The organism is Streptomyces sp. NPDC004721 (assembly GCF_053601495.1).
In genome coordinates this window covers 101,443-116,609 of the sequence record NZ_JBSGBZ010000027.1, presented here as the reverse complement: position 1 = coordinate 116,609, position 15,167 = coordinate 101,443, and the positions used below count along the sequence as shown (strand labels likewise).

Genomic DNA, 15,167 nt, shown 5'->3' with positions numbered 1-15,167 from the left:
TGTTGAGTTCTCAAGGAACGGACGCTTCCTTCGTACTCACCCTCTCGGGCTTTCCTCCGGGCGCTTCCCTTCGGTGTTTCCGACTCTATCAGATCCTTTTCTCGACCTGACCCCCAGTCAGCGGGGTTTGTCCTGGGCTTTTGGGCTTTCGCCGTCGGCCTTTCGACATTCACTACGTTAGCCGATTTCCCCGGCGACTCATAATCGAGTCCTTGCGAGTTCGAATTCGGATACGCGGGCGCACCGAAGACGACCCCGCTGAAGGGGTGATCGTTAGGTAGTGGGTTGGCCGCTCCGGCTGCAGGCGATCGCCGTACCCGGTTCAGCGGCTTGGGCTACGTTACGCACCTTCCGCGAGCGAGTCAACTTCCCAGCGGACTTCGGCGGCGTCTCCGTGGACGTCACCGTTGCCGCCCTCGCCGACCACTCCGGTGCGCGGGCCGTTGCGTACCTGGTCGGAGGGGACGGGCGTTCCGGTCAGCATCCGTATAGGGGTGTCGCCGGCGGCGCAGGCGTCGGTGCCGTCGAGGGTTCGGTCCACGTCCAGGGCCATGGCCAGGCGGGCCGGACCTTTGGCCAGTTCCCTGTCGTTGCGGGCCGAGAGGCGGCGGGAGCGCACGTCGACAGTCACCCGACCGGCCGGGAACACTTCACGCGCCACGCTCGCGAGCGATCACGCGTCTTCGGGCCCAACTCCGCGCCGACTCGTCGGCTCAGGCTCGGGCGGACGGCTTGGCTCTCGGGCTCAATCGGTACGCCGAGACCGTTGGATCACCGGCGAGGTAGAAGCGGTGTTGCCAGTCATGGGCCTTGCTCACGCCTACCCGAGGACCGACCCGGATGAGTGCGGCGGGTACCGGCTCGCCCTCGGACAGCGCGACCGAGGCGCCTGTCAGCAGGTCTGTGCCGTTGTGCTCTGCCGTGATTCCGAGCGCTTGGCAGAAGTTCCCCGGACCCCGTGCGAGACGTGGACTCTCGACCTTGCCCCCTCGCCGCTCACGGGCCAGCTCTTCCCCTTCGATGACCCTGCCTGCCCGGATGAGGACGGCTGTAGCAATGCCGTCTGCGCCGGTGACGATGTTGGCGCACCAGTGGAGTCCGTGAGACCGGTAGACGTACAGGTGTCCCGCAGGTCCGAACATGACGGCGTTTCGGGGTGTCCTGCCTCGGTACGCGTGGGAGGCGGGGTCGGCCGAACCGGAGTACGCCTCGGTCTCCGTGATGGTGATGCTCACGGTTCCCTCGGGGGTCTCGTGGGTGAGGATGGCACCTAGCAGCTTGGGGGCGACTTCTTCAGCGGGGTGAGCAAGATCTACGACGTTCATGCCGACCGCCTTGACATGCCGTAGGTGAAGTAGCCGTATACGTGGCCGGGGGGACCGAACATCGCGCCGTTGCGGGCCGTGCGGCCTCGAAAGGCGTGGGAGCCGGGGTCGTTCGGGCCGTCGTAGGCCTCGACCTCCGTCAGGCGCAGGGCGATCGGGCCGTCGGGGGCCGTACGCAGCAGGACGCGGCCCCGCAGACCGGGGGCGACCTCCACGACGGGGCGGTCGAAGAACTCTCTGGGCAGCGGCGTACGGTCCGAGGGCGCGATCACGGCTCACGAGCGTAGTCCAGCCGGATGGGATCATTGATCGGGAATCATCCAGGAACCGATCAGGAGGTACCGAGGTGACCGAGCTCAAGCGGCGGCCGCTCCCCCACGACTTCCATCCGCCCGTGCCGTCCTTCACGGTCACGAGCGACGACGTCCGGGAGGGCGCGACGCTCGGGGACGCTCAGATCCATGCGGGCGGGAACACCTCCCCGCAGCTGCGCTGGACGGGTTTCCCGCCGGAGACCAAGAGTTTCGCCGTGACCTGCTACGACCCGGACGCCCCGACGGGCAGCGGGTTCTGGCACTGGGTGGTGTTCGACATCCCGGTCTCGGTGACGGAGCTGCCCGCGGGTGCGGGCGGCGGCGCGTTCGAGGGGCTTCCCAAGGGCGCCGTGCACGCGCGCAACGACTACGGCACGAAGGACTTCGGCGGTGCCGCGCCGCCGCCCGGGGACGGACCGCACCGGTATGTGTTCACGGTGTACGCCGTGGACCAGGACAAGCTCGGTCCGGACTCGGACGCCTCGCCCGCGGTGGTGGGCTTCAACCTGCGCTTCCACACGCTGGCGCGCGCCCAGCTGATCGGCGAGTACGAGAATCCCGCCAAGGGCTGAGCCCCGCGGCGCGCAGGCCGCCGTTCACTGAACGTTTGCCCGCTTCTGGTCTTGGACGTGGCCGGGAGCGGGCATTTTTATTGCGTTGTCCATCCCGGCGAGCCCGGCCAGAGTTGATCCAGCCCGCCAGGGGGTGGGCCGGCGCTCTTGGGAGGTGGGCTGGGATGCGGGACACGCTGGTACTGAACGCGAGCTTCGAGCCGCTGTCGACGGTGACGCTGAAGCGAGCGGTCGTGTTGGTACTCCAGTCGAAGGCCGTGGTCGAGCAGGCCCATCCGGAGCTGCGGCTGCGTGGTGCCGAGGTCGACATCCCCGCGCCCCGGGTCATACGGCTGTGCCGGTATGTGAGGGTGCCGTTCCGAAGACAGGCTCCGTGGTCGAGGCGGGGTGTGCTGGTACGGGACCGGCACCGGTGCGCGTACTGCGGGCGGCGCGCGACGACCGTGGACCACGTGGTGCCGCGGTCGCGGGGCGGGCAGGACACCTGGCTGAACACGGTGGCCTCGTGCGCGGAGGACAACCACCGCAAGGCGGACCGGACTCCGGAGCAGGCCGGGATGCCGCTGCTGCGGGAGCCGTTCGAGCCGACGCCCGCGGACGCGATGCTTCTGGCGCTGGGGCAGGAGGAGTTCGAGGCGCTTCCCGCCTGGCTGGCCCGGTCGGCCGCATAGGCATACGTCAGTGGGGCCCGCCTTCGCTGCGAAGGCGGGCCCCACTGACATGACGGACCGGGCGGGTCAGTCGATGGACGGCTTCTCGCGGCGTTCGGTGGCCGCGGGGGCGTTGCCGCCGCTCGGAGCGCCGCCCAGGGAGCCGAAGTTGCCGATGGCTCCGGACAGGCCCTTGAGGGCGTCGCCGATCTCGCTGGGCACGATCCAGAGCTTGTTGGCGTCGCCCTCGGCGATCTTCGGGAGCATCTGGAGGTACTGGTAGGAGAGCAGCTTCTGGTCGGGGTCTCCGGCGTGGATGGACTCGAAGACGGTGCGGATGGCCTGGGCCTCGCCCTCGGCGCGCAGGGCGGCGGCCTTGGCCTCACCCTCGGCGCGCAGGATCTGGGACTGCTTCTCGCCCTCGGCGGTGAGGATGGCGGCCTGGCGCGTACCTTCGGCGGTGAGGATCGCGGCGCGCTTGTCGCGGTCGGCGCGCATCTGCTTCTCCATCGAGTCCTGGATGGAGGTGGGGGGTTCGATGGCCTTCAGCTCGACGCGGTTGACGCGGATGCCCCACTTGCCGGTGGCCTCGTCGAGGACGCCGCGCAGGGCCGCGTTGATCTCCTCGCGGGAGGTCAGGGTGCGCTCCAGGTCCATGCCGCCGATGATGTTGCGCAGGGTGGTGACCGTGAGCTGCTCGATGGCCTGGATGTAGCTGGCGACCTCGTAGGTGGCGGCGCGGGCGTCGGTCACCTGGTAGTAGATGACGGTGTCGATGTTCACGACCAGGTTGTCCTGGGTGATCACCGGCTGCGGCGGGAACGGCACGACCTGTTCACGCAGGTCGATGCGGTTGCGGATGGTGTCGATGAACGGGACGACGATGTTGAGGCCCGCGTTCAGTGTCCGTGTGTAGCGGCCGAAGCGCTCGACGATGGCGGCGCTCGCCTGTGGGATGACCTGGATCGTCTTGATCAGGGCGATGAAGACCAACACCACCAGGATGATCAGAACGATGATGACCGGTGCCATCGTTGCTGCCCGTACCCTTCTCCGCCTCGGCTCTTTCGGAAGATCTTACGGTTGTCGAAGATCTTGCTGGTCGAGTCTGACAGACCGTTGCCCAACTCGCGGCCTGTTCGGTCCACTTGCGTTGTCGCCTTTGGTGCGGGGTCACATGACGACGGCGGTGGCGCCCTCGATGTCCACGACGTCCACCTGTTCGCCGGCTTCGTAGACGTGGTCCGTGTCGAGCGCGCGTGCCGACCAGATCTCCCCGGCGAGCTTGATACGGCCGCCGGCCCGGTCGACGCGTTCCAGGACGACGGCCTGCTTGCCCTTCAACGCGTCCACTCCCGTGGCCAGTTCGGGGCGCTGTTTGCCGTGCCGGGCCGCGATGGGCCGGACGACGGCGATGAGGGCGACCGAGACGACGACGAAGGTGAGCACCTGGACGACGACGCCGAAGCCGAAGCCCGCGACGGCCGCGGCGGCGACCGCTCCCACCGCGAACATGCCGAATTCCGGCATCGCGGTCACCACGAGCGGGATTCCGAGTGCCGCCGCGCCGACCAGCCACCACACCCATGCGTCGATGTTGTTCACATGGTCATGTTAGGCCGCGGCCGGTGACGGCGGACAGGGCGCGGAGTGGGTTCAGGACAGCGGCAGCCCCTGCGCGGTCCAGCGGTCACCGACCTGTTCGACGACAAGCGGGAGACCGAAGCACAGGGAGAGGTTGCGGGAGGTGAGTTCGAGCTCCAGCGGGCCGGCGGCGAGGACCTTGCCCTGGCGGATCATCAGGACGTGGGTGAAGCCGGGGGCGATTTCCTCGACATGGTGGGTGACCATGATCATCGAAGGGGCGATCGGGTCCCGGGCGAGCCGGCCGAGGCGGCGGACCAGGTCCTCGCGGCCGCCGAGGTCGAGACCGGCGGCGGGCTCGTCGAGCAGGAGCAGTTCGGGGTCGGTCATCAGGGCGCGGGCGATCAGGGTGCGCTTGCGCTCGCCCTCGGAGAGGGTGCCGAACCTGCGGTCCAGGTAGTCGCTCATGCCGAGGCGGTCGAGGAAGGCGCGGGCGCGCTGCTCGTCGACGTCCTCGTACTCCTCCTGCCAGCCGGCGGTCATGCCGTAGGCGGCGGTCAGCACGGTCTGGAGCACGGTCTGGCGCTTGGGGAGCTTCTCGGCCAGCGCGATGCCGGCCATGCCGACGCGGGGGCGCAGCTCGAAGACATCGGTGCCGGGCTTGCCGAGCGTCTCGCCGAGGACGGTGGCGGTGCCGCTGCTGGGGAAGAGGTAGGTGGAGGCGACGTTCAGCAGGGTGGTCTTGCCGGCGCCGTTGGGGCCGAGGATGACCCAGCGCTCACCCTCCTTGACCGACCAGGAGACCTGGTCCACGAGAGCCCGGCCCTCACGGACCACGGATACGTCCTGAAGCTCCAGAACATCGCTCATGAGCGCGTTGTCTCCCCTTGCAGTGTGCCGCCGGTCTCGGCTGTCGCGTACGCCTGTGGCTGGGTCCGCCGCGCCGGTGGGCGCAGCCCTGACCGAATCTACGCCACGAGCCGGGCGGGCCGTTCCATCGGTCCGGTCCTTAGGGTGGAGGCATGCTCTCGGAACCGCGCTCTGGACGCCTCGCCTCTTGGGGAAACTCCCTCTTGTCCGGATATGTCTCGCCGGACGACGCCGTGCTCGCCATCGTCGGGGACGACGCTGTCCATCGAGTGGAAGGGCTGCCCGGGGAGTCGGGGCCGGTCGGGCTCACGTTGGCGCTGGGGCGGCTGCGGCGGCTCGGGGTGGGCGCGCTGCGGGTGGCGCTGCCCGCGCCGGGGCATCCGCTGGGGCTGAGCGGGCCGCCTGAGTTCAACGCGCGGGCGCTGGAGGCCGGGGAGGCGGTGCTCTGCCACGGGGCCGCCTTCGGGCTGGTGCCCCAGGTGCACGAGGCCGGGCCCGAGGGCGATGTGCACGCGGAGGTGCTGTGGCACGTGCTGCCCGTGCGGGAGGCGCCGCCGGCCGATGTGCCGTCTCTGGGCGAGGCCGAGCGGGAACTGGCGGAGGCGCTGCGGGAGGCGACTTCGGTGCTGTCGCGGCTGGACGTGGCCGGATCGGGGCCGGTGGCGGAGGCGGCGATCGACGCGTACCGGGCGCGGGCCGAGCGGGGGCAGGAGGTTCTGGCACCGGGGTATCCGCCGCGGGCGGTGCGGGTGCTGGAGCTGGCGCGGCGGGTGGCGCTGCTGGTCTCGCTGGCGTACGAGAACGGGCATGGGGGCGCGGTGAGCGCGTCCGAGATGGCGGCGCGGGGGGCCGCGCTGCGGCCGGTGGAGCGGACGGCTCGGCGGGCGCAGGTGGCGGCGTACAACTCGGTGGTCGAGGAACGGGAGAAGCGGGACAAAGGGGCGGGCTGACGAGTGGCGTGACCGGCGTCGAGACTGCCCGCGGACGGCGAAACGGCCTCCTGGGGGGAGCCAGGAGGCCGTCGGTCTAGTGCCGCGGCAGGCAACGTTTGCCCGTGAAGGAGCGGCGTCCGGTGCGTGCTCTGGGGGTACCCCCTGCTCGAAGAGCTTGGGGGAGCGCCGGCCGGAAGTCCTCGTACTGGACGTACTTGGGCTTTCGGCCGGTGCGGCGAGTGGGGGTCCCCCCTGCTCGAAGAGCTCGGGGGAGCGTGCCGGGCGTCGCGACGGGGCGAACGTTGCCTGTCGGGGCACTAGGGTCTTTCGTTTGGATCAGGCCGGCATGATCCAAACGAGAGGCCCTGGGTGGCTCAGTGGTTGAGGCCGAGGTTGCCGAAGGCGGGGTTCAGGACGCCGATGACGTTGACGCTGTTGCCGACGGCGTTGACCGGGATGTGGATCGGGGCCTGGACGACGTTGGCCGAGACGACGCCCGGGGAGCCCTTGGCGGCACCGCCCGCCCAGGCACCGTCGGTGGCGGAGGCCATCGAGGCGCCGGCGGCCACGAGCCCCCCGGCCACCATCGTCACGGCCGCTGCCTTCTTCAGGTTCTTCACTTCTGACCCCTCCTGGTGATCGCCGCGGCAGTCGCCTCGGCACGCACTGGAGAACGGCCGGGCCGCACGGAGGTTGCGCCATCCGGGGGACATTCCCACGACGGTATGAATCTCAGTCCGGAGCGGGACCCTCCGAATTGCCGTCCGCGGGCGGAGTCAGCCGCTCACGCCGTGTCGTACGGCCCACAGCGCGGCCTGGGTGCGGTCCGCGAGGTCGAGCTTCATCAGGATGTTCGACACATGTGTCTTGACGGTCTTCTCGGAGAGCACCAGGGCCCGGGCGATCTCGCGGTTCGAGCGGCCGTCGGCTATCAGGCCGAGCACCTCCCGCTCCCGCTCCGTCAGTGACGTTCCGCGGCTCTGGCCGGAGTTGCTCTCCTCCTGGGACAACAGGGCGCCCGCGACCTCCGGTTGGAGGAGGATGTGCCCGGCGTGCACCGAGCGGATGGCGCCCGCGAGCGCGTCGGGGTCCACGTCCTTGTAGACGTACCCGGCGGCGCCCGCGCGCAGCGCCGGGACCACCGTGCGCTGCTCGGTGAAGCTGGTGACGATCAGCACGCGCGCGGGATTGTCGAGTTCGCGGAGCCGGCGCAGCGCCTCGACCCCGTCCATGACGGGCATCTTGACGTCCATGAGGACGACGTCGGGCCTCAGTTCCTCGGCGCGGGCGACTCCCTCGGCGCCGTCCGCCGCCTCGCCCACGACCTCGATGTCGTCCTGCACCTCCAGAAAGGTGCGCAGGCCCCGGCGGACCACCTGGTGGTCGTCGACGAGCAGCACCTTGATTGCGTCAGCCACCGGGGACCTCCATCTCGATCGCGGTGCCCTTGCCGGGCTCCGATTCCACCGTCAGCCGTCCGCCGGCCCCGCTCGCCCGGTCCCGCATGGAGACCAGGCCGAGGTGGCGACCCGCGCGGCGCACCGCCTTCGGGTCGAAGCCGGTGCCGTCGTCGGTGATCCGCAGGACTGCGCCGCAGCCGCGGCGGTCCAGAGTGACGTCGACGTGGTCCGCCCGCGCGTGCCGCAGCGCGTTGTGCAGGGCTTCCTGGGCGACGCGGAGCACGGCCTCCTCCTGCGCGGCCGGCAGGGCGCGGATGCCGCGGGTGGTGAAGGTGACACGCGCGCTGTGGGCGCGGTCGAGGACCTGGATCTGGGTGCGGAGGGTGGCGACCAGGCCGTCCTCGTCGAGGGCGGCGGGGCGCAGCTCCACGACGGCGGCGCGCAGTTCGTCGACGGCCTCGGCGGCGAGCGCGGCGACCTGCTGCAATTCGCCCTTGGCACGCGCCGGGTCGCGGTCGACGAGGGCGGTGGCGGCCTGGGCGGTCAGGCGCAGGGAGAACAGTTTCTGGCTGACCGCGTCGTGCAGTTCGTGGGCGAGGCGGGAGCGCTCCTCGGCGATGGTCAGCTCGCGACTGCGTTCGTAGAGGCGGGCGTTGGTGAGGGCGATCGCGGCGTGCTGGGCGAGGATGGCGAGCAGTTCCTCGTCCTCCTCGGTGAAGCCGCAGCCGCCCCGGGGCCTCTCGCAGTTCTTGTTCGCCAGGAACAGGGCGCCGATGACCTCGTCGCCGTCGCGGATCGGCAGGCCCAGGAAGTCGGACATCTCCGGGTGGGCGGCGGGCCAGCCCTCGAAGCGCGGGTCCTCGCGCAGGTCCGCCAGGCGCTCGACGCGGGCCTCGCGCAGCATCGCGGCGAGGATGCCGTGCTGGCGCGGGAGCGGGCCGATGGCCCGCCACTGCTCGTCGCTGACCCCGTCGACCACGAACTGGGCGAAGCCGCCGTGGTCGTCCGGTACGCCGAGGGCGGCGTACTGCGCGTCGAGCAGTTCGCGGGCCGAGGCGACGATCGTCTTCAGGACGTCGCGCACCTCCAGATGCCTGCTCATGGCCAGCAGCGCGGCGCTCACCGCGGCGAGGCCGGACCTGGGGCCTTGACTCATGTCCTCACGGTACCGGCGGGGGGTGACGGCGCGGATCGGCCCCGTGACGGCCGCACCCCGGCCGCTGGACCTAGGTCCGGCGGCCCAGTACCGGACAGGCCGGGGGCGGTGGCGCGTACCGCGCCCTACCGGGAAAACCGCTCACCCAGTGCGTTGCAGCGGCAACCAACGGTGAGAAAACCTCTCCCCCGATGTGAGCGCACCCATAGGACGCAGATCACGTACGAACGGACATAGGAGACAGACCCCCCCGTCACGAACGGGACAGACGATCCTGTCTGTCCTGTTTTGTCCGTTCCGCTCCACTACCCGGCTTCGTACATCACACCTTTGCCAGGTCATTTTGCGGCCGCTAAGAATTGCTCTCGTCGCTCAACGCCGCGGGTTTCCGCTCGCGGCGATTGTGTGGGACGGACCCCCTCCCGCAGTCCGGAGAGCGACCTCCGAGCTACTCGAAGAGGTCTATTCGCCATGCCCGCAAACTTCCGTCGTCACCGTCGCGCCCTGGCCCAGCCCCGCAAGATCGCCGTCGCCGGCGTCGCCGTCCTCGGTGCGGCCGCCGTGGCCTTCTCGGCCGCGCCCAGCCAGGCCGAACCGGCGAACAGCGTCGCCGCCGCCCCGGTGCAGCTCGGCTCCCAGCCGATCCAGGGCGTCAAGGCCAGCGTCACCGACCAGCTCGCGGGCGAGAGCGTGAAGATCCAGGCCATCGCGGCCCAGAAGCAGGCCGCCGCGAAGCAGCAGGCCCAGGCCGCCGTCCTGCACAAGGCCAAGGCGGCGCACGAGGCCAAGCAGACCGCGAGCCGGTCCGCCAAGCGCCCGCAGATGCAGACGGTCGCCGTCCACACCAGCTACGGCAACAACCTGGACGGCTGGATCCGGCAGGCGCTCGCCGTCATGAAGCAGCACAACATCCCCGGCTCCTACAACGGCCTGCACCGCAACATCATGCGGGAGTCCTCGGGCAACCCGAACGCCATCAACAACTGGGACATCAACGCGCGCAACGGCATCCCGTCCAAGGGTCTGCTCCAGGTCATCGGCCCGACCTTCAACGCGTACCACGTCCCCGGCACGTCGTGGAACATCTACGACCCGGTCGCCAACATCACCGCCGCCGCCAACTACGCGGCGCACCGGTACGGCTCGATGGACAACGTCAACAGCGCGTACTGAGGCCGGCGCGGACCTCTGACGAGACGCGGAAGGGCGGCACCCCGTTGCGGGGTGCCGCCCTTCGTGCCGTGGCGCGGCGCGGTTACTTGCGCATGACCTCCGGCTCGTGGCGGCGCAGGAAGCGCGCCACCAGGAAGCCGCACACGACACCGAGCGCGATCAGCGCGACCATGTCGATGCCCCAGGCGGAGGCCGTGTGGTCCCACAGCGGGTCGGTGCTGGTCGGGTCGTCGGTGTTCGGGGCGATGTTGTTGAAGTCCAGCGTGGTGCCGGCGGCGGCCACCGCCCAGCGCGACGGCATCAGGTACGAGAACTCGTTGACGCCGATGGTGCCGTTCAGCGTGAACAGGCAGCCGGTGAACACGACCTGGATGATGGCGAACATCACCAGCAGCGGCATGGTCTTCTCGGCGGTCTTCACCAGCGAGGAGATGACCAGGCCGAACATCATCGAGGTGAAGCCGAGCGCCATGATCGGCAGGCACAGCTCGAACAGCGTTGCATTGCCCAGGATCAGGCCCTTTTCGGGGATCTCGCGGCTGGAGAAGCCGATCAGGCCGACCATCAGGCCCTGGAGCACGGTGACCGCGCCGAGCACGACCACCTTGGACATCAGGTACGCCGAGCGGGACAGGCCGGTGGCGCGTTCCCGCTCGTAGATGACCCGTTCCTTGATCAGCTCGCGGACGGAGTTCGCGGCGCCCGCGAAACAGGCGCCGACCGCGAGGATCAGCAGCACCGTGGTCGCCGTGCCGTTCGGGACGGGCAGCCCCGTCGTCCGGTTGATCTGCTCGTTGACCAGCAGACCGCGGTTGTGGTCGATGAGCAGGCTGACCACGCCGAGCACCGCCGGCAGGATCAGCGACAGCGCCAGGAAGCCCTTGTCAGAGGCGATCACCGACACGTACCGCCGGATCAGGGTCATCAGCTGCGAGCCCCAGCCCTGCGGCTTGGGCGGCCTGATGGCCTGTGGCGGAGGCATGTGTACGGACTGTGGCTCGACGGCGTCGATGTCCGCGGCGTACATCTGGTAGTGCTGCGAGCCCTTCCAGCGGCCCGCCCAGTCGTAGTCACGGTAGTTCTCGAAGGCGGAGAACACATCGGCCCAGGTGTCGTAGCCGAAGAAGTTCAGCGCCTCCTCCGGCGGGCCGAAGTAGGCCACGGCGCCGCCCGGCGCCATCACAAGCAGCTTGTCGCACAGGGCCAGCTCGGCCACGGAGTGGGTGACGACGAGGACCGTGCGGCCGTCGTCCGCGAGTCCCCGCAGCAGCTGCATGACATCGCGGTCCATGCCCGGGTCGAGACCGGAGGTCGGCTCGTCCAGGAAGATCAGCGACGGCTTGGTGAGCAGCTCCAGGGCCACCGAGACACGCTTGCGCTGACCGCCCGAGAGGGAGGTGACCTTCTTGTCCTTGTGGACGTCCAGCTTCAGCTCGCGCAGCACCTCGTCTATGCGGGCCTCGCGCTCGGCCGCCGTGGTGTCGGCCGGGAAGCGCAGCTTGGCCGCGTACTTCAGGGCCTTCTTCACGGCCAGTTCCTTGTGCAGGATGTCGTCCTGCGGGACCAGGCCGATGCGCTGGCGCAGCTCGGCGAAGTGCTTGTAGAGGTTCCGGTGGTCGTAGAGGACCTCGCCCTGGTCGGCGGGCCGGTAGCCGGTAAGCGCCTTCAGCAGGGTCGACTTGCCGGAACCGGACGGGCCGATGACCCCGACCAGCGACTTCTCCGGGACACCGAAGGAGACGTCCCGCAGGATCTGCTTGCCGCCGTCGACCGTCACGGTCAGGTGGCGGGCGGAGAAGGACACCTCGCCGGTGTCGACGAACTCCTCCAGCCGGTCGCCGACGATCCGGAACGTCGAGTGGCCGACGCCGACGATGTCCGCCGGGCCGAGCTGCACCGAGCCGCCCTTGGGGACCGGGTGGCCGTTGACGTACGTGCCGTTGTGCGAGCCCAGGTCCCGGATCTCGAAGCGGCCGTCGGGCGTGGCGTGGAACTCCGCGTGGTTGCGGGAGACCTGGAGGTCGGAGACGACCAGGTCGTTCTCCAGGGCACGGCCGATGCGCATCACGCGGCCGAGCGAGAACTGGTGGAAGGTCGTCGGGCTGCGGTCGCCGTAGACCGGCGGCGCCCCCGCGCCGCTGCCGGAGCCCTGCTGGTGCGGGATCGACGGCGTCTGCTGCCCCTGCTGCGGTTCCTGCCAACCGGCCTGCGGGGACTGCTGCTGCGGCGCCTGCTGCGCCCAGCCGGGGTTCGCCCCCTGCGCCGCGTACGGCTGTTGCTGTGGCTGGGCCTGCGGCGTCGCCGCCGGGGCCGCGGCGCCGGAAAGGCTCAGCAGCGGCCCGTCGGTCGCGTTGCCGAGGTGCACGGCCGCGCCCGGCCCGAGTTCCAGCTGGTGGATCCGACGGCCCTGCGCGAAGGTGCCGTTGGTGCTGCCGTGGTCCTCGATGACCCAACTGCGGCCGTTGAAGCTGACCGTGGCGTGACGCCAGGAGACCCTGGCGTCGTCGAACACGATGTCCCCCTGCGGATCGCGTCCCAGGGTGTAGGACCGGGACGGGTCGAGCGTCCAGGTCCGTCCATTGGTTTCAAGTACGAGTTCCGGCACTCCAAGCCCCACTGAGTTGTCCCCCGAGTTGCCCCCGTCGCGGGGAGTCTAGGGATGTCGAACATCGTGGGGAACTATTTCAGGCTCAGCCCACTGACCGAAAGCCGGGCCTTGTGAAGAGTGTGTACGTCCGCTTCGGCTGCTTTTTCGCCGACGGGGTTGAAACCCCGCCGGAGAGTGGTATTTCACGCGAGGGGGACATGCGCGGCGGCCGGGCCGCGCCGCGGATCGGGGGGTCTGCCATGAGCGCTGCCACGAACGTCGGGACCGCGAGGCACGGTGCGCGCCTGCCATGGCTCGACGTGCTGCTGTCCGCGATCGCCTCTGTGAGCTGGGCGTTGATCGGCATGGCGGGCACGGCCGCGCTCGGTCTGCATCTGCTGCGGGCCGACGCGGCGGGATCGCTCGGGCCGATGACCGCCGCGGTGGTGGCACTTGGGGCGGGTGGTTCGGTCACGCCGTCCGGTGATGTGTCCGCGTTCGGCCTGAAAGGCGCCGAGGCGCACACCGCCCTCCAGATCACGCCACTCGGCGTGAGCCTGGTCGGTGCACTGCTGCTGTCGTGGTTCTTCCTACGGTCCTTGCGCACGGCGGGAGTTGTGATCGCCGCCGCCGAACTCCTGGCCCGGGCGGGCGCGGTGGTGGCGCTGTTCGTGGCGGTGCTGGGCGGGCTGGCCTGGGCGGGCCACGACGTCGTCACGATCGACGGGGGCGCGCTCGGGCTCGGCAGGCTGCCGGGCGGCGCGGGATCCGGCGGCGTGAGCATTCCGGGGCTCGGCGACCTGGGGGACATCGGAGGGCTCCTGCCCGACCGCATCGGCAGGCTCATCGACGCCAAGGCGGCGGTCGGCTTCACCGTCGACACGGCGCCGACCCTGCTGGGCGGGCTCGCCTGGTCGGCCGGGGTCCTGCTGATCGCGCTGCTCGCCTCGCGCCGCACGCCGCTGCCGCGCGGCTGGGAGGCCGTGCACCGGGTGGTGCGGCCCGCCGTGTCGGCGCTCGTCACGGTGCTGATGGTCGTCGTGGCGGCGGGTCTCGCGGCGGCCGCGTACGCCGCGATCGGCGACGACCATCCCCGGCGCATCGCGGGCGCGGCACTGCTCGGCACCCCCAACGGGGTGTGGCTCGGCATCACGATCGGCCTCTTCGTCCCCTGGGACGGCAGGGCGACCGGTGAACTGACCGGGCTCCTGCCGGACCCGCTGGACAGGCTGCTCACGGCGCACTCCGACCAGCCGGTCACCCTGTCCCGTCTGGCCGACCTGGACGGCCGGGTGTGGCTGCTGGGCGTCGCGGCGGCGCTGGCGATGCTGCTGGCGGGGGTGCTGACGGCGGTACGGACTCCGGTGGGGGCGGCGCCGGGCCGCGGCGCCCTCGGCTTCGCGGGGCGGTGCGCGCTGCGGCTGGGTATCGCCACCGCGCTGGCGCTGCCGCTGCTCGCGTGGCCGGCGGAGGTGTCGGTGGACGCGTCCTTGTCCGTCCTCGGCTTCGATGCGTTCGGCGCCGGGGTGGAACTGCGTGGGCATCTGGGCACGGCGCTGCTGCTCGGCGCCGCGTGGGGGGCCGGCGCGGGCGCCGTGGGCGCCCTGCTGGCGAGCGCGACCGGAGCCGCCGGCAGCCGTGCGGCGCCCTTGGCACGGGGTGACAGGGCAGTCGCGGAAGGGGACGCCTCGGGGGCCTGGGCTGCGGAGGGAGCCGGTCACGAGATACGGACCGCCGCGAACGAGGCCGGGCGGCCCGGCCGCACGGGCGGACCCGGCCCCCACGCGTCAGGGACCCCCCACGCCTCGGGGACCCCCTACGCACCGGGGACGCCGTACCGCCCGCCGAACCCGTCCACCAACCCGTACCTGCGCCTGCCGGACGAACTGCGAGCCCCACAGGACGCCCGTCCTGAGGAAACCCGCCCACGGGACGCACGCCCACCGGACGGCCGCGGGCTGTCCGGTGGGGCGGAGTCCGCCGAGTCGGACGGACCCGGCGGCGGGCGGGCCCGGCCGGGTCCGCAGGACGGCCGAGGCCAGGACGGCCGAGGCCAGTCCGGTTGGGGGGAGTCCACCGAGCCGGAAGGGCCGGGCCGACCGGACGGCCCGGGCGGTGGGCGGGCTCGGTCAGCAGCCTCGGACCGACCGCGAGACCAGCAGGACACCCGTCCAGCGGGCCACCGTCCACCCGACAGCCGCAGGCCGTCCGGTCGGGCGAAGCCCACCGAGCCGGACGGACCGGACGGACCAGGCCCGCCCGGCGACGGACAGGCCCGGTCAGCAGCCTCGGACCGACCGCGAGACCAGCAGGACACCCGTCCAGCGGGCCACCGTCCACCCGACAGCCGCAGGCCGTCCGGTCGGGCGAAGCCCACCGAGCCGGACGGACCAGGCGGAGCAGGCGGCGGGCAGGCTTGGCCGGTGGCCTCGGGCGGGCCGTGGGACCACGCCAATCCGGCGGGCGGACGTCCGTCCGACGGCCGGGGGCAATCCGACTGGGCGAAGCCTGCCGAGGCGGATGGGGCGGGCGGACCGGGCGGTGGGCGGGACCGGCCGGCGGGTTCGGGGGACGACGTGTACGGGGCGCCGACGGTGGTTGGGC

12 protein-coding genes and 3 pseudogenes are annotated in these 15,167 nt (G+C 71.0%); 5 read left to right on the top strand and 10 right to left on the bottom strand.

What is annotated here, in order from left to right; all coding sequences use genetic code 11:
* Window positions 1–409: 409 nt before the first annotated feature.
* The 3 genes and pseudogenes from ACWEK3_RS24655 to ACWEK3_RS24645 all read right to left on the bottom strand — a co-directional run.
* Window positions 410–616 (bottom strand): annotated as a pseudogene (locus ACWEK3_RS24655) (DNA-3-methyladenine glycosylase); the annotation flags it as partial.
* A gap of 97 nt (window positions 617–713) precedes the next feature.
* Window positions 714–1,325: a DNA-3-methyladenine glycosylase gene (locus tag ACWEK3_RS24650; protein ID WP_450547773.1), complete on the bottom strand. Its 612-nt coding sequence runs from the start codon at window positions 1,323–1,325 to the stop codon at window positions 714–716.
* Between the two features lie 14 nt (window positions 1,326–1,339).
* A pseudogene (locus ACWEK3_RS24645) lies at window positions 1,340–1,597 on the bottom strand (DNA-3-methyladenine glycosylase); the annotation flags it as partial.
* 74 nt (window positions 1,598–1,671) lie between these two features.
* Between ACWEK3_RS24645 and ACWEK3_RS24640 the strand changes: the two are divergent.
* Complete coding sequence (locus tag ACWEK3_RS24640; protein ID WP_450547772.1) at window positions 1,672–2,211, top strand: YbhB/YbcL family Raf kinase inhibitor-like protein; 540 nt, start codon at window positions 1,672–1,674, stop codon at window positions 2,209–2,211.
* A 164-nt stretch (window positions 2,212–2,375) separates the two neighbouring features.
* Entirely contained in the window at window positions 2,376–2,882 is a 507-nt protein-coding gene (locus tag ACWEK3_RS24635; RefSeq protein WP_361425056.1) for an HNH endonuclease, read from the top strand.
* A gap of 66 nt (window positions 2,883–2,948) precedes the next feature.
* On the opposite strand, the gene ACWEK3_RS24630 is transcribed toward ACWEK3_RS24635, so the two are convergent.
* The 3 genes from ACWEK3_RS24630 to ACWEK3_RS24620 form a co-directional block, all read right to left on the bottom strand.
* Window positions 2,949–3,893, bottom strand: coding sequence for an SPFH domain-containing protein (locus tag ACWEK3_RS24630; RefSeq protein ID WP_141362274.1), 945 nt, complete (start codon window positions 3,891–3,893; stop codon window positions 2,949–2,951).
* Between the two features lie 141 nt (window positions 3,894–4,034).
* A complete protein-coding gene (locus ACWEK3_RS24625) occupies window positions 4,035–4,466 on the bottom strand; it encodes an NfeD family protein (RefSeq protein WP_450547743.1) in 432 nt (143 codons plus the stop codon).
* Between the two features lie 51 nt (window positions 4,467–4,517).
* The gene (locus ACWEK3_RS24620; RefSeq protein WP_361425049.1) at window positions 4,518–5,315 is read right to left on the bottom strand and encodes an ABC transporter ATP-binding protein; all 798 of its coding nucleotides are present in this window, start codon (window positions 5,313–5,315) and stop codon (window positions 4,518–4,520) included.
* Between the two features lie 152 nt (window positions 5,316–5,467).
* Here ACWEK3_RS24620 and ACWEK3_RS24615 point away from each other — a divergent pair, with 152 nt between their 5' ends.
* Entirely contained in the window at window positions 5,468–6,265 is a 798-nt protein-coding gene (locus tag ACWEK3_RS24615; protein ID WP_453250606.1) for a hypothetical protein, read from the top strand.
* 356 nt (window positions 6,266–6,621) lie between these two features.
* On the opposite strand, the gene chpE is transcribed toward ACWEK3_RS24615, so the two are convergent.
* From chpE to ACWEK3_RS24600, 3 genes are all read right to left on the bottom strand, one after another.
* The gene (chpE, locus tag ACWEK3_RS24610) at window positions 6,622–6,867 is read right to left on the bottom strand and encodes a chaplin ChpE (RefSeq protein WP_453250605.1); all 246 of its coding nucleotides are present in this window, start codon (window positions 6,865–6,867) and stop codon (window positions 6,622–6,624) included.
* Between the two features lie 156 nt (window positions 6,868–7,023).
* On the bottom strand, window positions 7,024–7,665 hold the full coding sequence (locus ACWEK3_RS24605) for a response regulator transcription factor (protein ID WP_365425345.1): 642 nt from the start codon (window positions 7,663–7,665) through the stop codon (window positions 7,024–7,026).
* Window positions 7,658–8,803 carry a GAF domain-containing sensor histidine kinase gene (locus ACWEK3_RS24600; protein ID WP_450547205.1) on the bottom strand — a complete coding sequence of 382 codons (1,146 nt, stop codon included), beginning with the start codon at window positions 8,801–8,803 and terminating at the stop codon, window positions 7,658–7,660. The genes ACWEK3_RS24605 and ACWEK3_RS24600 overlap by 8 nt, the downstream gene beginning before the upstream one ends.
* Before the next feature lie 471 nt (window positions 8,804–9,274).
* On the opposite strand from ACWEK3_RS24600, the gene ACWEK3_RS24595 reads away from it, so the two are divergent.
* Window positions 9,275–9,976 carry a transglycosylase SLT domain-containing protein gene (locus ACWEK3_RS24595; RefSeq protein WP_450547204.1) on the top strand — a complete coding sequence of 234 codons (702 nt, stop codon included), beginning with the start codon at window positions 9,275–9,277 and terminating at the stop codon, window positions 9,974–9,976.
* A gap of 82 nt (window positions 9,977–10,058) precedes the next feature.
* Here the strand turns inward: ACWEK3_RS24595 and ACWEK3_RS24590 are convergent, their stop codons facing one another.
* Window positions 10,059–12,581 carry an FHA domain-containing protein gene (locus ACWEK3_RS24590; protein ID WP_450547203.1) on the bottom strand — a complete coding sequence of 841 codons (2,523 nt, stop codon included), beginning with the start codon at window positions 12,579–12,581 and terminating at the stop codon, window positions 10,059–10,061.
* Window positions 12,582–12,823: 242 nt separating this feature from the next.
* Between ACWEK3_RS24590 and ACWEK3_RS24585 the strand changes: the two are divergent.
* A pseudogene (locus ACWEK3_RS24585) lies at window positions 12,824–14,437 on the top strand (streptophobe family protein); the annotation flags it as partial.
* Window positions 14,438–15,167 lie beyond the last annotated feature (730 nt).